The following is a 20,060-nucleotide window of genomic DNA, read 5'->3' as shown; positions in this document are numbered from 1 at the left end:
GGGACCCATGACTGACACGTCCCGCCCGTCGCCCGCCACCACCCCGAGTGGAGACGCCGCGCGCCGCGCCGGCAAACGCGTCCTGCTCGCCGCTCCCCGCGGTTACTGCGCCGGTGTCGACCGCGCCGTGATCGCCGTGGAGAAAGCGCTGGAGCAGTACGGGGCGCCGATCTACGTCCGTCACGAGATCGTCCACAACAAGTACGTCGTCAGAACCCTGGAGAAGAAGGGCGCGATCTTCGTCGAGGAGACGGCGGAGGTCCCCGAGGGCTCGATCGTCATGTTCTCGGCCCACGGCGTCGCGCCCGTCGTGCACCAGGAGGCGGCGGACCGCAAGCTCGCCACCATCGACGCGACCTGCCCGCTGGTCACCAAGGTGCACAAGGAAGCCGTCCGGTTCGCGAACGAGGACTACGACATCCTCCTCATCGGCCACGACGGACACGAAGAGGTCATCGGTACGTCGGGCGAGGCCCCGGACCACATCACGCTGGTCGACGGCCCGGACGATGTCGCCAACGTCGAGGTGCGCGACGAGTCGAAGGTCGTCTGGCTCTCGCAGACCACGCTGTCGGTGGACGAGACGATGGAGACGGTCGGGGCGCTCAAGGAGAAGTTCCCGCAGCTGATCTCGCCGCCGAGCGACGACATCTGCTACGCCACCCAGAACCGCCAGATCGCGGTCAAGCAGATGGGCGCCGACGCCGATCTCGTGATCGTCGTCGGCTCCAAGAACTCCTCCAACTCGGTCCGGCTGGTCGAGGTCGCCCTCGGCGCGGGCGCGGGCGCCTCCCATCTGGTGGACGGCGCCGAGGAGATCGAGGAGTCCTGGCTCGACGGCGTCTCCACGGTCGGTGTCACCTCGGGCGCGTCCGTCCCGGAGATCCTGGTCGAAGGCGTGCTGGAGTGGCTGTCACAGCGCGGCTTCGAGGATGTCGAGATCGTCAAGGCGGCGGAGGAGTCGATCACGTTCTCGCTGCCGAAGGAGCTGCGCCGCGACCTGCGCGCCGAGGCGGCGGCCCTCTCGGAGAAGTAGGAGAAGTAGGGGCCCGGGCCTGGATGACTGCTCGGGCTACGGGCAGGGCCAAAGCGACCGTCCGGGAAGTCGCTGTCAGCATCTGCCCGTAACGTTGTGTCCATGAACGTCTTCGGAGTGGACATCGGTGGGTCGGGCATCAAGGGTGCGCCCGTGGACCTGGAGCGCGGTGATCTGGTCGAGCCGCGGTACAAGGTGCTGACCCCGCACCCGGCGACGCCCGAGAGCGTCGCCGACGGCGTGGTGGAGGTCGTACGGCACTTCGGCTGGTCGGGCCCGGTCGGCATCACGTTCCCGGGGGTGGTCACGGGCTCGGTGATCCGTACCGCGGCCAATGTCGACAAGGCCTGGATCGATACGGACGCGGGGCAGCTGCTCGGCGAGCGGCTGGGCCTGCGGACCACCCTCCTCAACGACGCCGACGCGGCGGGCGTGGCCGAGATGGCCTTCGGCGCGGGCAGAGGCCGCAAGGGCGTGGTGTTCCTGCTGACCTTCGGTACGGGTATCGGCAGCGCGCTCTTCATGGACGGCAAGCTGGTGCCCAACACCGAGCTGGGACATCTGGAGCTGGACGGCCACGAGGCGGAGAAGCGGGCGTCGACGAAGGTCAAGGAGGACGGGGACCTGAGCTGGCACCACTGGGCGCACCGGGTCCAGAAGTATCTGGCCCATCTGGAGATGCTGTTCTCGCCCGATCTCTTCATCATCGGCGGCGGGGTGAGCCGTAAGGCCGACAAGTTCATCCCTCTCATCGAGGGGATCAGGGCCGAGATACTGCCGGCGGAGCTTCAGAACAACGCGGGGATCGTGGGAGCGGCGATGACGGCGGCGGGAAGGTGAGGGGAGGGGCCTGACCCGACCGGACGGCGCTGCTTTCGATACACGCCCTAGCCGCCGCGCCGTACGGCCCTGGGCACGGTGGGTCCGGGAGCCCTGCTCCGGGCGCCGGGTCGGGGGCTGGGGCTGGCGCTGGGGCGGGGGCCCGCCGCCCGGTACGCCGTGGCCCCGGCCCGGATCGCCCCGGCTCGGACCGCCGCCTCCCGGGCGTTCTGGCGGCGGGCCATCTGCCGTACCTTCCGTACGGACGCGATGAGCCCGGCGATGAGCGTGCCGCCGTACAGCCAGCCCGCGTGCACGGCCAGGGTGGTGACGAGCGACATCGCCTGCCCGCCGAAGCCGCCGTTGCCGTCGGCGATCGGATACGCGCCGACGGCGAAGGCGATCGGCACGCTGATCGGCGCAGTGACCAGGTCGGCGGTACGTACCCAGAGCGCGGTCACCACGCTGACCGGCAGGAACAGCACCCCGTAGACCAGCGGCGCGCCGTCCAGGAGCAGCCGGTCCAGAAAGCCGATGCCCAGCATCGTCGCGGTGGCGAACAGGCCCGCGCCGAGCCCGGTGAACCGGGGATTGGGCAGTCTGCGCAGCCGCTGCGCCAACGGCGGCACCCGGGGCCGGGGCGCCACCGGGACGCGGTAGCCGCCGGCGGTCCTGGCGCCCGTTCCTGTGCGGGGGCTCGGGGGGCGCTGTCGACGCTGCTGAGGTTGACGTGTCCTGTGCTGCTCCACCGGACCAACGTAGGTGGCCCGGGACGACGATGCAGGCGTTGGACACGCCCTTTGGGCGAGCTTGGCGTTGAGTTCGACGCCGGGCGACCGGACCGAGCCGCCCGGCGCCCGTCGAAGCGGCTGCGGCCCGCCCGTAAACTGGGAGATCGGCCCGCCCTGGGCCGGCCACGGCCATCAGCCAGTCCTCACTTCAGGAAGTCGCCAACGTGTCGCTCACGATCGGAATCGTCGGTCTGCCGAATGTCGGCAAGTCGACCCTGTTCAACGCCCTGACCAAGAACGACGTGCTGGCGGCCAACTACCCGTTCGCCACCATTGAGCCGAACGTCGGCGTGGTCGGCGTGCCGGACCCGCGTCTGGACAAGCTCGCGGAGATCTTCGGCTCGCAGAAGATCCTCCCGGCCACGGTCGACTTCGTCGACATCGCCGGCATCGTGCGCGGCGCCTCCGAGGGTGAGGGCCTGGGCAACAAGTTCCTGGCGAACATCCGTGAATCGGACGCGATCTGCCAGGTCATCCGGGCCTTCAAGGACGAGAACGTCGTCCATGTCGACGGCAAGGTCTCGCCCAAGGACGACATCGAGACGATCAACACCGAGCTGATCCTCGCCGACCTCCAGACCATCGAGAAGGTCCTCCCCCGCCTCCAGCGCGAGTCGCGCATCAAGAAGGATGTCGTGGCGCAGGTCAAGGCCATCGAGGAGGCCCAGGCCATCCTGGAGACCGGCGAGACCCTCTTCTCGGCCGGCATCCTCCAGGGCACCGAGAAGGCCGAACCCCTGCGCGAGCTGCACCTGCTCACCACGAAGCCCTTCCTCTACGTCTTCAACGTCGACGAGGACGAGCTGACGGACGACACCTTCAAGGACGAGCAGCGCGCCCTGGTCGCCCCCGCCGAGGCGATCTTCCTCAACGCCAAGCTGGAGTCCGACCTCGCCGAACTGGCCGACGACGAGGCCCTGGAACTCCTCCAGTCGGTAGGCCAGGAAGAACCGGGCCTCGCCACCCTCGCCCACGTCGGCTTCCGCACCCTGGGCCTGGGGACCTACCTGACGGCGGGCCCCAAGGAAACCCGCGCCTGGACGATCAAGAAGGGCGCGACGGCCCCCGAGGCGGCCGGTGTGATCCACACCGACTTCCAGAAGGGCTTCATCAAGGCGGAGGTCATCTCCTTCGCCGACCTGGTCGAAACGGGCTCGGTGGCGGAGGCCCGCGCGGCGGGCAAGGCCCGTATGGAGGGCAAGGAGTACGTGATGCAGGACGGCGACGTAGTCGAGTTCCGCTTCAATGTTTAATTGAAAGCTCAATCAAAATTCCCGCTCTGTAAAGGTGCAGGTCACGAGGGGCCCGTCAATACAAGACGGGCCCTTCTGCGGCCCCGACGAGGGTCGGACGGTGTAATGGGCGCTGGACGCTGCCCCAGCGGGCCGGATCGGAGCACCTGTCGGCACTTGTGGCCACCCCCGGGATGCTGTCCCGTGCTGGAATTCCGAACGCACACGAACCCTTGAGGGTGGGCGGTTGCGGGGCCGTCGATTTTGTCGTGATCGGTTCATTTGCCAGAGCGGAGCGCTTGGTTGGACATAGGCTGAGAGGTCTTGTCACAGGTGAGGGCCGGACGTGGCCTGGTCGAGGAGCGGCAGCGTATGAGTGGGCAGGCACGGCGTCGTGAGCAAGTCCCGGAGCAGCTGAAGACAGCGGCTCGGAAGTCGCCCAACTTCGGGCGGCTCTACGCGATGCAGCCCCTGTTGGCTATCTACGGCGCGCAGGCCGAGCAGTCCGTGTTCACCAACCCCAATGTCTCGTACGTCGCCTCGGGCCAGTTCGGCGAGTTGCTCGCTGCAGAGTTGGTGCAGCGGGCCGGGGTGCGCGTCGAGGGAACCCGGCAGATCGACCGGCTGGCCGGACTCCAGCGCGCCGGCCTGCTCCCTGGTCGCACCAGAGACGCCTTCGACACGCTCCGGCGGGGGCGCAACGACGCCGCGCACAACCATCTCTTCGACACCAGCAAGGCCCTCAAAGCCGTCGAGCTCTGCTTCCAGCTCGGCCTGTTCTTCTCCCGCGCGATCGACAACGTACGGGAGATTGCCGCGTTCGTGCCGCCCCAGCTGCCGAGTGAGGTGGCGGGCGGATCCGCCGAGCTGACCGAGCTCCGCGAGGCGCTCGGTCACTACCAGCGCACCCTCGCCGAGTCCCGAACCCGCCTCAGCGAGGTCGGTGACCGGCTGGAGGCCGAGCGGCGTGGCCGGGAGGAGGCCGAGAGGCTGACCGAGGCGGCTGAGCGGGCCCGTGCCGAGTCCGAGGCGGAGGTGGCCCGCCACCGGGATGAGATCGAGCGGCTCCGGCGCGCCTACCAGGACCGTTACGACCAGGAGCGCCTCAAGCCCCGGTCGGTCACCGTCAATGCTCGTGAGGCGATCGTTGAGCGCGCCCAGCGGCCCGAACCGCTCAACGAAGTGCAGGCCCGCGTCCGTATCGACGAGATGCTCACCCAGGCGGGCTGGACGGTCCAGAACTACGGCGACCTCAACCCGCTCGCCTCGCAGGGCGTCGCGGTACGCGAGTTCAGCCTGGCCACCGGTCGCGCAGACTATGTCCTCTACGTCGATGGCATGATCGTTGGCGTTATCGAGGCCAAGCGCGAGGGCACCGCCCTGGCCGGCGCCCTCGCGCAGAACGAGCGGTACGCGGGCGGCGTTCTCAAGGAACACTCCATGGCGGTCTGGCGTGAGCAGGAACCGTTCGCCTTTCGCTACGCCACCACCGGCGCCGAGACGTTCTTCCTCAACCGCCTCGACCCGCACGCCCGCTCCCGCCCGGTCTTTGCCTTCCACCGCCCGGAGTCCTTCGCGGCCTGGATGAAGCGCGCCACTGAGCACCCGGGCACCCCCACCTTCCGGGCCGCCCTGCGCACCGCGCTGCCGGTGTTGGAGTCGCACGACCTGCGTACCGCGCAGGAAGAGGCGGTCGTCGGCCTGGAGAGTTCACTCGCCCAGGACAAGCCGCGCGCGCTGATCCAGATGGCGACCGGCGCGGGCAAGACCTACACCGCAGTCACCGAGTCGTACCGGCTGCTCAAGCATGCGCGTGCGCGCCGCATCCTCTTCCTCGTCGACCGCAACAACCTCGGCCGCCAGGCCAAGGCCGAGTTCGACCGCTACAAGACGCCGGACGAGAATCGCAAGTTCACCGACCTCTACAACGTCGACTCGCTCGGCCGGTCCGGTCTCCAGGAGACGTCCTCCGTCGTCGTCTCCACCATCCAGCGCATGTACGCGCTCCTCAAGGGTGAGCCGCTGGAGGACACTACCGAGGCAGAGGACCGCGAGGACTCCTCCACCCTCGACGAGAACTACATGACCGATCGCCCGGTCACTGTCGAGTACAACCCGGCCGTCCCGATCGAGTCCTTCGACTTGATCGTCATCGACGAGTGCCACCGCTCCATCTACGGGCTGTGGCGCGGCGTCCTGGACTACTTCGACGCCCACCTGGTCGGCCTCACCGCCACCCCGACCCGGCAGACCAAGGGGTTTTTCGACGGCAACATGGTCTCCGAGTACACCTACGAACAGGCCGTCGCCGACGGCGTCAACGTCGACTTCGACGTTGTCACCATGGACTCCTCGATACGGGAGGACGGCGGCGCGAAGATCGACAAGGGGACGACGGTCCGTATCCGCGACCGCAAAACCCGCGCCCAGCGTTATGAGGAGCTGGACGAGGACTTCACGTACACGGTCGGCCAGATCGGCCGCACAGTGATCGCCGAGGACGAGATCCGGGCCGTCCTCACGGCGTACAAGAACAACTGGCAGCGCTGGTTCCCGGGCCGGACCGAACTGCCCAAGACGCTGGTCTTCGCGGCGAGCGATGACCACGCGGACGAAGTGCTCAAGCAGGTCAAGGAGGTCTTCGGGCGCGGAGACGCCTTTGCCAAGAAGATCACTTACCGCTCCCGGGACAAAGGTGACGACCCCGAGCAGCTCGTCAATGACCTGCGGAACTCGCCGATGCTGCGGGTCGCCGTCACGGTCGACATGATCGCCACGGGTACGGACGTCAAGGCCCTGGAGTGCGTGATATTCCTGCGGGCCGTTCGCAGCCCCGTCCTCTTCGAGCAGATGAAGGGACGCGGCGCCCGCACGATCGACGCCGACGACCTGAAGGCGGTCACCCCGGACCCGGCCGCCGACCTTGCCAAGGACCGTTTCGTCCTGGTCGACGCAGTAGGCGTCACCGCCTCGCCGCTGGTCGATACCCGCCCGATGCTGCCACCGGACGGCGGCAGTCTTAGCCTGGCCAAGCTGATGGACAAGGCGGGCAGCCGCTCGCTGACGGCCGAGCAGGCCGAGACGCTCGGGCGCCGGCTGGCCCGGCTCGACCGCAAGCTCACCAAGGAGGAACGGGAGCGGATCGAGCAGGCGTCGGGTGGGGTGCCACTGGCGTACATGGTCCGGAAGATCACCAACGCGGTGGACGTCGACACCCAGGACCGGGCATACCGGGAAGGCGGCGCGGACCACGCGCGGCGATTGGTCCACGACTCGGTCGAGACCCTGACCACCCACCCGGAACTGCGGAAGCTGATCATCGGCATCAAACAGCAGCACGACCTCACGTACGACGCGACGACCGAGGTCACGCTGAAGGTGAACGAGGTCCCAAGGGAGGAGCGGGCGGCGAAGGAGCTGGCAGAATGGCGCCAGCTCCTGGACAGCCGCAAGCGCGACGAGGCGGCGGCGGAGGCGATCGCCCTCCAGGTGATCCTCGGCAGCGGATCTCGGGTCCGGCCGCAAGAGGCGCGGGCCCACCTGAAGGAACTGATGGCTTCTATTAAGGCGACCAAGCGGACCTGGACACCGAAGGTCATCTGGGACCACTACGAGCTGGTCGGTGAGGCGACCGAGTCGTTGTCGAAGACGGCCGGCCTGGGCGATCTCATGAACCTCGTCCGCTACACGCTCGGCGCGGACGACCAGCTTCGCCCGTATCGTACGGTGGTCGAGGAGCGCTTCGAAGGTTGGCTGCTGCGGCAGAGCCAGGCCGGTGCGGAATTCACAGATGGCCAACTGTGGTGGCTGCACCGGATCAAGGACGCGATCGTGGTCGACCTGGGCATGGAACGCGAGGACTTCGGCCATATGCCGTTCTCCGAAAAGGGCGGCGGTCCGGGCTTCGCCAACGCCTTCGGTGGCAGGAACCAGGCGCTGGAACTGTTGGACGAGCTGAATCGGGAATTGGCTTGAGCGAGGGAATGGGCGGGTTGCCGGAGGGGTGGGCTTGGGCTCGGCTCGGAGACGTTGCTCAGTGGGGAAGTGGAGGGACACCGAAGGCTAAGGCTCCGGACTACTACGGCGGCACCATTCCCTGGGCAGTGATTGGCGACATGGATGATGGCGTGCTTCGCGAGACGGCGCAGACCATCACGGATGCCGGTCTGGCTGCCAGTGCCGCGAAGTGGATTCCCGAAGGCGCCATTCTCATCGCAATGTACGGCTCGATCGGGAAGTTGGCGATCGCCGGGATTCCGATCACATCGAATCAGGCGATCGCACATGCGGTTCCTTTTCGCGAGGTGTTGGATGCGAAGTACCTGTTCTGGTACTTGCGCAGCCAACGTGAACGGCTCATTTCCTCCGGAAAGGGTGGAACGCAGCAAAACATCAGCCAGAGCGTGCTCAAGCAATGGCCGATTCCTGTGCCCCCGCTCGCCGAACAGCACCGCATCGTCGAGGCCCTCGAAGAGCAGCTCTCCCGGCTCGACGCGGCTGAGCGAGTGCTCCGGGTGAATCATGCACGCATTCGCGCTCTGGCCGCCCGCGTGACGAACTTTGCTATCGCTAGGGCTGTTCCGGCGGATCAGCCCACCGCACCCCTTCCACGCGAGGCAGACGCAATCGACCGGAACCTGCCCAGGATTCCATACGGCTGGTCCTGGGAGCGGCTCGGCGATATCGCCGAGGTCGTGGGTGGTGTAACTAAGGACAAGAAGAAGCAGCTTGATCCAGACCTCACCGAAGTCCCCTATCTTCGGGTCGCGAACGTGCAACGCGGATGGCTCGACCTTAGCCATGTAGCGACAATTCGAGTCCCGGAGAAGAAGGCTGAGGACTTGCGTCTCGAAACCGGAGACGTGCTGATGAATGAAGGTGGAGACCGCGACAAACTGGGCCGTGGCTGGGTTTGGCGGGGCGAAGTCAAGGATGCCATTCATCAGAATCATGTATTCCGGGCAAGGGTTCACAGGGAGGTTATTCTGCCGGAACTCCTTGCCTATCACGCGAATAGTTCGGCACGATGGTTTGAGGCGAATGGAAAGCAGACGACCAACCTTGCTTCGATCAGCCTGAAGAAAATTAGAAATCTGCCAGTTCCAATTCCTCCTGCGGGTGAGCAACCGGAGATTCTGCAGCAGAGTGGTGAGCAGCTAGACGGCCTTGCGCGTGTTGGGGCCGCCGTCGAGGTTGGGCTCAAGCGAGCTGTGACTTTGCGCTCGGCGCTGCTGAGGAAGGCGCTGACCGGCAACTTGACCCCGCAGGACCCCGCCGACGAGTCTGCCGACACCCTCCTCGACCGCATCGCCGCCGAGCGCGAGGCCGCTAAACCCGCCCGCAAGGCGGCCAAGCCGACCGCGCGCCCGCGTAAGGCGACCGCTGCGGGGGCGAAGGCCGCCCCCGCTCCAACCCCCGCCCCCTCCGCCTCCGTTCAGCAGGAGTTGTTCGCCCAGTGACCGCGCTCGCATCCGATACCGCCACCGAGACCACCGCGGACGACGCTGCCACGCCCTCGGCCGACAACGTCCCTCTCACCGAGACGCCGAAGTCGAAGAAGGCCGCCGCGCAGACCAACACGCTGGTCGCGAAGCTCTGGAACTACTGCAACGTCCTCCGTGACAACGGCATGTCCACTATCGAGTACGTCGAGCAGCTCTCGTACCTGCTCTTCCTGAAGATGGTCGACGAGATCGAGAACGACGAGTGGGGTGGCCGTGACCTCAGCGACCTTGTGCCCGCTGACTACAACTGGAAGTCGCTGGTCAGCAAGCGCGGTCCCGAGCTCGAAGCGCACTACCGCGCCATCCTGGAGCACTTGGGCCGCAAGCCCCACACCACCATCGGCACGATCTTCGCCGACGCGCAGAACCGGATCACCAAGCCCGCCCTGCTCGAAAAGCTGGTCGTCGAGCTGATCGGCCGCGAGGAGTGGACGGTCACCGGGACCGACCTCAAGGGCGACGCCTACGAGGGCCTGCTTGCTAAGGGCGCCTCGGACACCAAGACCGGCGCCGGCCAGTACTTCACCCCGCGCGCGCTCATCGATGCCATGGTGGACGTGACCCGGCCGGGCCCAGACGACACCATCACCGATCCTGCCTGCGGTACCGGCGGCTTCCTGATCGCGGCGCACGCGTACGTCACCCGGCACCACGTCCGGGACATGGACATCGACGCCCGCAAGGCGTACGACAGCGGGTCCAAGATCTGGGGCAACGAGCTGGTCACCGGTACCGCCCGCCTCGCAGCCATGAACATGTTGCTGCACGGCATTGGTAAGAGCGACGGCCCGAGCCTGATCGATGTCGGCGACGCGCTCGCCGAGAAGCCGAGCGGGCGGCACGCTTCCCTCGTCCTCGCCAACCCGCCCTTCGGCCGGAAGTCCGCGATCACTGTGATCGGCCAGGACGGCGAGTTGGAGAAGGAGGACGTCCAGTACGACCGTGACGACTTCACGGCCACCACGACCAACAAGCAGCTCAACTTCCTTCAGCACATCATGTCGTTGACGGCAGTCAACGGTCGGGCCGCCGTAGTCCTCCCGGACAATGTCCTCTTCGAGGGCGGCGCGGGTGAGAAGGTCCGCCGCAAGCTCCTCGACGAGTTCGACCTGCACACGATCCTGCGCCTGCCCACCGGTATCTTCTACGCGGGCGGTGTCAAGGCCAACGTCCTGTTCTTCGACAAGAAGCCCCCGCGCGCCGACGGTAAGCCGCACACCACCGTCACCTGGGTCTACGACTTCCGCACAGGCCAGCACTTCACCATGAAGCAGCGCCCGCTGACCCGTGCCCACCTGGACGACTTCGTCGCCCGGTACAAGGCAGGCGAGCCGCTGACCGCTCGCGTTGCGGACGAGGACGAGAACGGCTGCTGGAAGTCGTACGCGTACGAGGACTTGATCGGGCGCGACAAGGTCAACCTCGACATCACGTGGATGAAGGACCCGGCTCTTGAGGACGCGGACAGCGACCTGGAGCCGGAGGTCATCGCCGAGGAGATCGTGCGCGATCTTCAGTCCGCCCTGGCCGAGTTCACGGCCATCGCGAAGTCCTTGGGCGCGGATGTTGATGTACCGGAGGCAGAAGAGGTCTGACGACGGCCTGGAGGCAGGCGTCACCGCGCTGGCGGGCCGCAATGCCGAGTGCCTTGCGGCCCTGGGCTTTCCCGCGCGGTTACTGTCGGCTATTCCATCAGAGGTGGCGATGCCGAAGTCCCTACGATGCACTGGCTCGATGATGGAGTAGTCGTCACAGCCACCACGGCGGACATCCCTGGGCCGCCCCAGCCACCTCTCTTGGGACAGTGTCGACGGCGAAGTCTCCTACGTCGTCTCCGGCTCCGGTAGTGGCCTGGTCTCTGGGCTGATCGTCCAGAACGCGGAGCCGACGCCTCGACGCGAGCCGGCCGACCCCGTTCGTATCGCGGAGCGCCCCAGAAGCCTGCTGTAAGGGAGTGAAGGGCCGGATCCGGAGCTGAACCGATCGGATCGAGCCACAAACCGACCGTGATCCGAAAAGCCGCTTGACCGACCTCTGTGCAGTACAGGGAACATCAGGAGTCCACGTTCCGGAGTTCTCCGTTCTCCCTACGCGCCGTACAGAGGTATGCATGGCCATCGCACACCCCCAGACCCGTCAGTTCGAATCGTTCGTCACGAACTTGTCGTACGCACGCAAGATGGTGCGAGCCGGGCAGGCGCTGGAGGTGCTCAGCCCCAAGGGCATCGACACCGCCGATTTCTACCGGGCCGCCTGGGTGCAGTCCATCGCCGCCCTCGAGCACTGGGTACAGGAAGAGGTGTTGCGCCGGGTCGCCGAGGAAGCCGCCAAGGACGATCCGGACATGCCGCGTAAGCTCCGTGACTACCCGTTGCCGCTGCACTGTGTGGAGCAGGTGCAGCGGGGCGAGGCCACCACAGCCGAGGTAGTCGCGGAACGGGTGCGCCAGGACATCGCTCGCAAGACTTTGCAGAATCCGGATGCCATCGCGAAGGTGATGGCGCTCGTCACCGATGTCAAGGTGTGGCGGGAGGCGGCGAAGTGGGTCAACCGGTGGAGCCAGTACCGCACTTCATACGATGAGAAACGGCTGCGTGGTCAGTACGTCCTGCTGCTCCGTCGCCGAAACCAGATCGCACACGACGCGGATCTGATCGACGGCGACCTCAAGCAGCGTCGCCCGATTGGCGAGGCTGATGTCACGGATGCGCTGAACTGGATCGAGCGGATTGCGCTCGCGCTCGCATATGCGCTGGAGGGGGACGCGTCCAAGCCCTCAGCACATCCGATTCCGGCCCCGGCTCAGACCGAGAATTCGGAAGTGCAGGTGGAGATCAACCAGGCGTCGAACGAGTAATCGCGATCTCGATCCCTGCGAATTCGTCTTCGGGCGCCTCAGCTGCGAAGGTGCGCGCTGTGAGCCGTACGCGGGTCGAGTAGCTGATACGCGAGGCCGACCTGGTGGGCATCAGCCCATGCCTCTCCGGATCCCCGCGCGGGCTGGTCGTAGAAGCTCATTGGTTGCTAGACGGTGCGGATCACAGGGGCGGGTTTGATGTCCTGGGCGTCGATGAGGGTGCGGAGGTCGTCTGGGTCCGAGGTCCAGATGATGGCGCCGAGGCTGGCAGCCATAGTCACGACGGTGGCGTCGACGATGTCGGAGGTGCCGGCCTTGCCGCAGAGGATGCCTGCGGTTTTGGCGGTTTCGAGGCCGACGGGTACGACATGGCATCCGGCGAGGAGCTTGCCGAGTCTGACCTGGCGGCGGGAGTCCCGCCATGCCTGGCTGACGACGACGGACGGGACGTGGATGTCTCGTCCGTCTTCCAGGGCCAGGCTGTGTCGGGCCCACATGCGCCGGTCGTCATTGTCGATGGCGATGACAACCCCGGCGTCGTACAGGTAGGGGATGTTCACGTGGCCGAGGCTCCCGGATTGCTGAGGTATTCGGCGTCGGCGGCGGCCAGATCCGCGCGGGCGGCGGCAAGCTCTTCCGGGGTGAAGGCGCCGTGCTCGGCCTGCCACTCCTGGATGACGGCGCGGCCGGCCCGCAGACGTAGCTCGCGTTCGGCTGCTCCGGCGACGAGGCGGGAAAGCGGGATGCCTTCTTCCTCGGCAGCTCCGGCCAGGGCTTCGACCAGGGATTCGTCGAGGGTGATAGTCACCTTCTTGGTAGCCATACATTAACCATAGTGCGGTATGGCCTCCGATGTCGATGTGCGCTTCACGCGCCAGCGAGCGTTGAGGTGCGAGCGCGTCCGGTGAGGGGTCTCGGCGGGCCGGAGCTGCGCGTGAGGCTGGGTTCATATTCGCTGGAAAGAGCGGATTGGCGATGAATGCCTTGCTGGGGCCTGGGGCGTCAGTGCACGGTTTCGAGCACGGGCCATGCGACGGATCGAGGCTTGGGTGGCGAGCGTTTTTCAGAGGTGCAAGAGGGATGTCCGGGACCGGAACTTTCCCTGTGATCGTCCGCGGTGTCGGCATGGGTGGACGGTCCGGTATCGGGAACCGGGCGGTAGGCGCGGGCGGCAGCGGGAGAGATCGTTTGCCCGGCGGGTGGGCTCGGATGGTGCGGACGCTTTCGCCGACAAGGTCGAGAACGACAAGAAGGCCGACGTTCGCTTCGATCCTGCGTCTGGGCGGGTGTCATTGCAGGTCTGGGCTCAGGAGTGGCTGGAGCGCCGGGTCATCGGTGAACCGACGCGCCGCAACTACGAAGGGTTCATCCATAACCATCTCGTGCCGCGACTGGGACGGAAGATGCTGGCCGGGCTGGCACGGCGTGACTTCGAAGAGTTCGCCAAGGAACTCCACTCCTCCGGCGCCGGGCTGGCGGTCTCCACGATCAACGATCGGTTGGTGATGGTGGCCGCGATGCTAGAGGCGGCCGTTGTTGAGAAACGCATCCCGCACAATCCCGCGCGCGGCGTCCGGGTATCCAAGGCTGCCCCGTGCGCGGTGGACGAGGACGAGATTCCCACGTTGGGCGAGGTTGATCTGATCGCGGAGCACATCGCCCCGCAGTACCGTCTCGCGGTTTACCTGCAGTCGGGCACCGGCCAGCGCCCCAGCGAGGCCCTCGCCTTCTCCACCGAGTGCCGACGGTCCGGCTTCGTCAGGGTCCGCTGGCAGGTCAGCGCCAAAGCGCACCGCGGTGACTGCCACACGAGCATTGTGCCGCTCAAGTACCGCACGGAGAGCGAGTACCGGGACGTCCCGGCTGCTCCGTTCGTCGAGCAGGAAATCGACGGCCACCTGTCGCAGTGGGCGCCAGTGCCCGTGGCCTTCACAGGTCTTCGCGGCAGACGTCGGCAGCTGGAGGTCTTTTTCTCCCCGCGCCAGCGTGGCAAGGGTGTGGTGCCCACCGCCTCCACCTTCGGATACCACTTCAAGAAGGCGTGCGTGGCGGCAGGCGTGGTCGACGTGGACGGCAAGGCCAAATACACGCGCGGCAGCCTGCGGCACTTCTTCGCCTCGACCGCGTTGGCCAACGGTGTACCGATCCGTGAGGTCTCGCGCTGGCTCGGCCATAAGTCGATCAAGACCACCGTGGACATCTACGGTCACCTCGTCCCCGAGGCGTGGGATCGTTGCAGGGACATCATGCAGAACGCCATGCGCCCTGCGGTTGAGGGCTCGGAGGAGTCCGTCGCCGCGGCTTGACGTGCTGGATGTGATGGATGAGCTCCGACGGTGCTGGATGCGATCAGCTGAAAGGGCGTTTCCACAGGTGGGAGCGCTGTGCTGAATGTTCCGCTTCAATGTGTAACCGCATTGCAGTGTGCTAGGTAATCCGTCAAGCACGCAGGTCAGAAGGGGTTGGGCTCCTGTGCGCCCGACCCCTTCCGTGTCCCCGTGCCGGCTTGGTGCTGACTTTTCAGCTGGCTCGGGGCGGTGTGAGCTTGCCGAGGTCCAGGGTGATGTCGAAGGGCACTGGGCGCTGTAGGGCGCCCCGGAAAATAACGGCGGGCGCGTAGGCGCCGGTGGGTTCGTCGAGCTCGTATACGTGGACGACGGGCGCCCCGTCCTCATCCTCGATGCACCAGTAGTGCGGGATGCCAGCCTCTGCGTACTTGCGAAGCTTTACGGTGCGATCAGGGCGGGCGGATTCGGGAGATACGGCCTCGATGACGGGTTTCACGTCCTCCGGCGCGTACCAGGTGCGGTCGGGGTCGTAGGGCAGGATCGTCAGCAAGAGGTCCGGCTCGGGGCGGTTGCGGGCATCCAGGCGTATCGTCATCTGCCGCTCGACCTCGAATCCGGCCGGCGCCTGCGCCATGAGCGTGTTGGTCAGGGCGGTGACGAGGCGGCCGTGCCAGGACCGCTGGGGCGACATCATGAAGACGAGGGCTCCGTCGATCAGCTCGGTGTGGCGTGGCGCCTCGGGGAGGCGGTCCAGGTCCTCCGCGAACCAGCCTTCCGCGCGCGGCGGGCGCATCCAGTCGGGCAGTGCGGTCATGGCTTCACGGTAGCGGCTTCAGCCACCTCGGGTGAGGTGCTCTTGGGCGACCTGATTCCTCATGTGCTGCCGACTGACTCGCCCCTCCGGACTGGGCGTTTCTGCAGGTCACAGCGTTGTTGTGCAAGTTCCCGTTCAACGTGTAGCGGATAGCGCCACCACGTCGACGATCTAGCAAATGTGCCGGTTGGAAGGGTCCTGACCTTTCAAGGCCAGGACCCTTCCAACCTGTTCCGTCTCGGGACGGGAAAGGGCTCCCCTGCCGCGGTGTGCGGCGAAGGGGAGCCTCAAAGAGCCGACCGTCTACCGGATCAGTTCCCGTCCTCGTCGTCCTCGTCCCGTGTGCGGGGTTCGGCGGGCCGGTGCGGACTGTGCGAAGGGTCCCAGAGGTGTGGAGACGTCATGTCGTCCTCGCCTGTCTCCCACTGGTCTCTGTTCCTTTCGTTTGGGCTGCTCTCCGCCGCCCCCGGCGTGAACATGCCCGTGCCCGTGCCGACATCCGGGTCCGCGGCCGCGTCGGTGAACGGCGAGCCCTCGGAGGCTGGGAAGCGCGGCGACCAGGGTCCCGTGGTGCCCCCCTCGCCCGGAGGCCCACCCTCCGGCTGCTCGCCCCCGTCCTCGTCGGGCGCCGGAAGAAGGGTCTGCCTGATCTCCTCGGCGGCTTCGTCCAGCCCTGCCGCTTCCAGGCTCCGCACCACACGGTGAACGAACACTGTGTACTCGTCCATGTCTGGTTTCAGGCCCACCGCCGCCAGCAACAGGAGCAGCCGATCCGAAACCCCTACTTCCTCCTCGCGGTCGAATGTCCCTCCGCCCGGGCCGGGTCCGTCCCACAGCGGGCCCCCGACGGTCGCTTCGCTCCGCGCGACCGCGGGCGGGACGAGTAGGTGGCGGAATAGCTCGGGGACCTCTTCGTCGTTGGCCGCCGCCGCGATCTGGGCGAGCGGGCCGATCAAGTCGACCGCCTTCTCGATCTCGTTCTCGTGGCGGGCGAGCCACCACACCACCGCGCTGCCCGCGCTCTTGAGCACGTCGTCACCGAGGTAGCGCCGCTTGTTGCGCTCGTGCTGACGCTCGTACTCCCAGATCTCCTCATCCTTGCGAAGGTCGTTCAACCTCCGCAGGCGCTCGCGGTCCGCGGGGGCGAGGGTCAACGTCACATCGGGCGCCAGGGCCATCACCCGTCCGCTCCGGTCCGGGAGCGGTACGCCCAGCTCCCCCTCCAAGAGATACCGCGCGAAGCTCGCCCGGCCGGGCTCCTCGCGGCGGACCACGTCCAAGGCCCGGCTGACGACCGAGGAAACGGCGAGGGCAGGGGAGGCGACGTCGGGACGGTCGGCGTAGTCGAGGACCGGCCTCCACCACACGGTGGCGGAGAAGAGGAAGTCGTAGCCGTCCGCCGCGCTCGGCAGCGCCGCGTCGACCACCCGCGTCTCCTGGTACGGCTGTTCTGCAGGCGCCGCGGGCGGCTCGGGCTCCCCGGGCTCCCCGGGCTCGTACGGATCGGCCGACGCGCGGCCATTGCTGAGGACCGTCAGCACGAGCAGCAGGGAACCCGAGGCCGTGACCATGGACATGAAGCCCCACAGCCACGCTGACCAATGCAGGAGGTTTCCGAGCACAGCCGGTGCGAGGCCGCAGAGAGCGACGAACAGCAGGTTGGGAGAGCGGTGTTTCATCGTGCCTCTTCCGTGGTCCGTGGTCCGGAGCCCGCATGCTTCGTACTCTCCGTGCGGGCGTACTGCGTGTGGTCGATGTGCTGCCAGAAGAGGGCGGCTACGGCCGCCCGGGGCGGGTGGCGAGCGTGCCCCGCCCAGTCGCAGGCGATGGTGTAGAGGCGGTGGAGAGCGGCCGTGCGGCCGTGCGTCGACCCGACCATCACGCCCAGCGCCATCTCCCGCGTACTGTCGCCCGCCACGGCGTTCAGCCAGCTACTCACCAGCGGGTTCCAGAGCTCCGTCGGCGGCTGGGAGAAAACCGTCTCCCAGCCCAGGAACAGGTCCGGCCACGGCGGCGGGTCCGGTGCGCGATCGCTCCTCAACAGCTCCGTGAGCAGCCGGAGATGGGGCTCTGCCTGGCGTGGCTCCCGGCGCGTCCGGTCCCGAACGCGGTCGATCAGCAGCCGGTAGAGCCGACGGTTGCGGCCGGCGAGGCCGAGAAGTGCCTCCCGGGCCTCGCCCGCCGTCTCCCCCTTCCGTACGGCGAGGTAATGGAGCCGCACCATCGCCTGATCTGGGTGCGTCGCGCCGAGGCTCTGGAGGCAGGCGGCCGTTAGGACGCGGACGAGACCGTTCGACAAGGGGCCGGACCTCACGCACTCGTATATCCGCTTGCGAAACCACCCCCCGAATCTCTCGTGACTGAGACCGAGTTCGAGGGCCGCCACGGCTCGCGGGTCGCAGGACGCCCCGGTCGCGCTGTCCGCCCAGCGGACCACAAGGTCGAAGAGGTGGTCGGGCCTTCCGACGGCCAGGGACCGCTCGCCGAAGCGGACGACGACATTCACCCGGGCGTCGGTGGTCAGACCGAGCAGCCCGGCGGCGTGGCCGATCCAGTCCCTGAGGTCGTCGCGCGTCCCGGGGAAGTTTGCCCAGAAGTATGTCCGTACCGCATCGGCGTAGGCCAGTCGCCCGAAGCGGAGCCGTCCATCCGGATCCCGCTCGATCCCGAGCGCCGCCAACCGCTCCCCGAAATCCGTCCCCGCAAGCTCGGTCGTCGTCTCTTCCTCGTGCCTCACCGTCCTCAGCAGGCCGTGCCACGCCTCGTAGACGATGTCGGCGCGGGCCTCCTCGAACATCGCCGTCGCGATCAGCAGGGCCCGCTCGGGTACGGTGCGGACGACTGCCACCTGTCGGCCCACCTCTCCGGCACGGTCGGTCACCGCGTGCATCGCCTGGTCGAGCCATCCCGCGAAGTCGGCGCCGAATCGGCCGCTGTCGCGAGCGGCCTTCACCAGTCCCGCAAGCCTCGCGAGTTCACGCATGGGGGAGCGGTCGCACAGGTGCTGGAGGTCGGCGCGCCCCAGGTCCGCGGGGCGGAAGGGCATCCGGTCCATACGGAGGTACCGGGTGACGACGGCGACGCCCCTGGGGTGTCCCAGCCTCACCGTGTGCGGTTCGAGATCCGGTGGGTGGGCGTGCTCCATGCCCGACGGCAGGACGACGACCATGTGGGCCCCCGCCTCCTGGACCTGTGACCGACGCACGGCCAGGCGGCGCTGGGCCTCGTCGTACGTCTCCTCGGCGGCGATTCCGGAGAGGTCGAGGAGGAAGCGGTCCCCCATACCGGGAACGAGAGGGTTTTCGTCCTTGCCCGTGACCGGAAGCTCCTCGAACCGGACCCCCTCCTTGTCGGCGCCCCCGTCCTCACCGAATCCGTGCAGCAGCATGATTGCCGCGGCGCGGCGGCCGCTGCCGGGTGGTCCTTCCAGCAGCACCACCGATCCGGGCTTCCCCAGACGGTCGGCGGCAACGCGGTAACCCACCGGCGGAACGAACCGGTCGGCCAGGCGCACCCGGTCCTCGCGGGTGATCCGGAGGGACTCAACTCCTTTGCGGATCATCCAGTCCACGCCGACGCCGTAGAAGACGTACTGGTGTCCCTCGCCGTTGTTCACCGGGCCGCGCGGATCGTTGACGGTGACGCGGTCCTGCTCGGTCATCGTCCGTCGTCCGAGTGCCGACGCTCGCGCTCGAAGCGCTGGTGCACCGTACCGCTGTTGTCACCCGCCGTGAACTGGACCCCGGTGTTGTCGCCCTCGAAGTGAGGTGCGTTGTACTGATGGCCCGGACCGGTGTTCACGGGCCCCTGCGGCTCGTTGACGAAGGTGCCGGACAGGTCTCCGTTGAGGTTTCCGATGCCGCCGCGCACGCGCTGCTCGACGTCCCGCGTCCGCATCCTGGTGTGCCCGGTGTCCTGGGCCGACTTCTCACGGGACTTCGCCTCAGCCCGCTCCCGGACCGCACGGGCGTCTCGGTCCGCCGCACCCAGCTCGGGCAGGAGCCGGGCGAGGGCGTCGCCGAGCGCCGTCAGGTCCGATTGGGCGTTACGGTGGTCGAACCGCCTGTACTGGCAGTCCGCCAGCTCCAGCAGATCGTCCGGAAGGACGGCGCGGTCGATCCTCGTGGCCTTTCCGACCAGCACGGGGATCACCAGGACCCCGCGTTCGAGCGCGGTCTGGATCTCGCGACGGGTCCAGTCCTGCTCGGCTTCGAGGGCGGGGCGGCCGTCGGCCCCCCGCACCTCCGCCCAGCGCGGGCCGATCACGGCGAGGAGCGCCTGGCACTCCCCCACCGCCCTGACCAGTTCCACCGGGTAACGGCGACCGGGCTCGATCGAGTTGCTGGCGAAGAAGATCCGCTCGTTGCCGAACCGACGGATGAGTTCCCGAGCGATCATGGCCGCTGCGGACTCCTCGTCGCCTGTGCGGTAGTTGACGAAGACGTCAGGCATGAAGGTTCCCTTCGTGAGAAGAAGACGGGGTGAATGGGCACGGAGCTGTGGATCGGGGCTCCGGTCCGCCCGGGCCACGAGGGCCCGACCGTGTGACGGCATGGCGCATCCACGGGAGGGCGTGTGGATGGAGCGGCGCCGCCTGGTGCGTCACTGGTCGCGGGCAGCCCGAAGAAGTCGGGGGCACGATGCGACGCGTCGAGCGGTAACCAAAGGGTTCCGTGGGGGATCGTGGGATCCGGAGGGACGGAGGGGCCGGGTAGTCCG

At 67.3% G+C, this 20,060-nt stretch carries 15 protein-coding genes; 8 read left to right on the top strand and 7 right to left on the bottom strand.

The genetic code is table 11. The features are described from left to right. Positions 1 to 7: 7 nt before the first annotated feature. Positions 8 to 1,036 (top strand): 4-hydroxy-3-methylbut-2-enyl diphosphate reductase, encoded by a 1,029-nt coding sequence (locus M1203_RS03705; RefSeq protein WP_249948033.1) that lies wholly within the window; start codon positions 8 to 10, stop codon positions 1,034 to 1,036. A gap of 102 nt (positions 1,037 to 1,138) precedes the next feature. Next, complete coding sequence (gene ppgK / locus M1203_RS03700) at positions 1,139 to 1,876, top strand: polyphosphate--glucose phosphotransferase (RefSeq protein ID WP_249948032.1); 738 nt, start codon at positions 1,139 to 1,141, stop codon at positions 1,874 to 1,876. Between the two features lie 47 nt (positions 1,877 to 1,923). On the opposite strand, the gene M1203_RS03695 is transcribed toward ppgK, so the two are convergent. Then, positions 1,924 to 2,502 (bottom strand): DUF6542 domain-containing protein, encoded by a 579-nt coding sequence (locus M1203_RS03695; protein WP_249948031.1) that lies wholly within the window; start codon positions 2,500 to 2,502, stop codon positions 1,924 to 1,926. Between the two features lie 308 nt (positions 2,503 to 2,810). Between M1203_RS03695 and ychF the strand changes: the two genes are divergently transcribed. The 5 genes from ychF to M1203_RS03670 all read left to right on the top strand — a co-directional run bounded on the left by ychF (position 2,811) and on the right by M1203_RS03670 (position 12,239). Beyond that, positions 2,811 to 3,899: a redox-regulated ATPase YchF gene (gene ychF, locus M1203_RS03690; RefSeq protein WP_249948030.1), complete on the top strand. Its 1,089-nt coding sequence runs from the start codon at positions 2,811 to 2,813 to the stop codon at positions 3,897 to 3,899. A 351-nt stretch (positions 3,900 to 4,250) separates the two neighbouring features. Beyond that, a complete protein-coding gene (locus M1203_RS03685) occupies positions 4,251 to 7,853 on the top strand; it encodes a DEAD/DEAH box helicase family protein (RefSeq protein ID WP_249948029.1) in 3,603 nt (1,200 codons plus the stop codon). A gap of 8 nt (positions 7,854 to 7,861) precedes the next feature. Further along, on the top strand, positions 7,862 to 9,337 hold the full coding sequence (locus M1203_RS03680) for a restriction endonuclease subunit S (RefSeq protein ID WP_249948498.1): 1,476 nt from the start codon (positions 7,862 to 7,864) through the stop codon (positions 9,335 to 9,337). Next, a complete protein-coding gene (locus M1203_RS03675) occupies positions 9,334 to 10,977 on the top strand; it encodes a class I SAM-dependent DNA methyltransferase (RefSeq protein WP_249948028.1) in 1,644 nt (547 codons plus the stop codon). Before M1203_RS03680 ends, M1203_RS03675 begins: the two co-directional genes overlap by 4 nt. 515 nt (positions 10,978 to 11,492) lie before the next feature. Next, positions 11,493 to 12,239 (top strand): hypothetical protein, encoded by a 747-nt coding sequence (locus tag M1203_RS03670; RefSeq protein ID WP_249948027.1) that lies wholly within the window; start codon positions 11,493 to 11,495, stop codon positions 12,237 to 12,239. A 167-nt stretch (positions 12,240 to 12,406) separates the two neighbouring features. Here M1203_RS03670 and M1203_RS03665 read toward each other — a convergent pair whose 3' ends face one another. Both M1203_RS03665 and M1203_RS03660 read right to left on the bottom strand, forming a co-directional pair. Then, a complete protein-coding gene (locus M1203_RS03665) occupies positions 12,407 to 12,799 on the bottom strand; it encodes a PIN domain-containing protein (RefSeq protein ID WP_249948026.1) in 393 nt (130 codons plus the stop codon). Beyond that, positions 12,796 to 13,062, bottom strand: a complete 267-nt coding sequence (locus tag M1203_RS03660; protein WP_249948025.1) for a hypothetical protein — start codon at positions 13,060 to 13,062, stop codon at positions 12,796 to 12,798. The genes M1203_RS03665 and M1203_RS03660 overlap by 4 nt, the downstream gene beginning before the upstream one ends. Positions 13,063 to 13,438: 376 nt before the next feature. Between M1203_RS03660 and M1203_RS03655 the strand changes: the two genes are divergently transcribed. Next, a complete protein-coding gene (locus M1203_RS03655) occupies positions 13,439 to 14,545 on the top strand; it encodes a tyrosine-type recombinase/integrase (protein ID WP_249948024.1) in 1,107 nt (368 codons plus the stop codon). A 214-nt stretch (positions 14,546 to 14,759) separates the two neighbouring features. Here the strand turns inward: M1203_RS03655 and M1203_RS03650 are convergent, their stop codons facing one another. From M1203_RS03650 to M1203_RS03635, 4 genes are all read right to left on the bottom strand, one after another. After that, positions 14,760 to 15,341 (bottom strand): Uma2 family endonuclease, encoded by a 582-nt coding sequence (locus M1203_RS03650; RefSeq protein ID WP_249948023.1) that lies wholly within the window; start codon positions 15,339 to 15,341, stop codon positions 14,760 to 14,762. Between the two features lie 311 nt (positions 15,342 to 15,652). Then, on the bottom strand, positions 15,653 to 17,020 hold the full coding sequence (locus M1203_RS03645) for a hypothetical protein (RefSeq protein WP_249948022.1): 1,368 nt from the start codon (positions 17,018 to 17,020) through the stop codon (positions 15,653 to 15,655). Further along, positions 17,017 to 19,002: a hypothetical protein gene (locus M1203_RS03640; protein ID WP_249948021.1), complete on the bottom strand. Its 1,986-nt coding sequence runs from the start codon at positions 19,000 to 19,002 to the stop codon at positions 17,017 to 17,019. Before M1203_RS03640 ends, M1203_RS03645 begins: the two co-directional genes overlap by 4 nt. Beyond that, positions 18,999 to 19,793, bottom strand: coding sequence for a toll/interleukin-1 receptor domain-containing protein (locus tag M1203_RS03635; protein ID WP_249948020.1), 795 nt, complete (start codon positions 19,791 to 19,793; stop codon positions 18,999 to 19,001). Before M1203_RS03635 ends, M1203_RS03640 begins: the two co-directional genes overlap by 4 nt. Positions 19,794 to 20,060: the final 267 nt, after the last annotated feature.

It is taken from the genome of Streptomyces sp. 35G-GA-8 (assembly GCF_023534745.1).
GTDB lineage: Bacteria > Actinomycetota > Actinomycetes > Streptomycetales > Streptomycetaceae > Streptomyces.
Note: the sequence above shows the minus strand (reverse complement) of the source record. Positions and strands in the feature narration are given on the sequence as shown.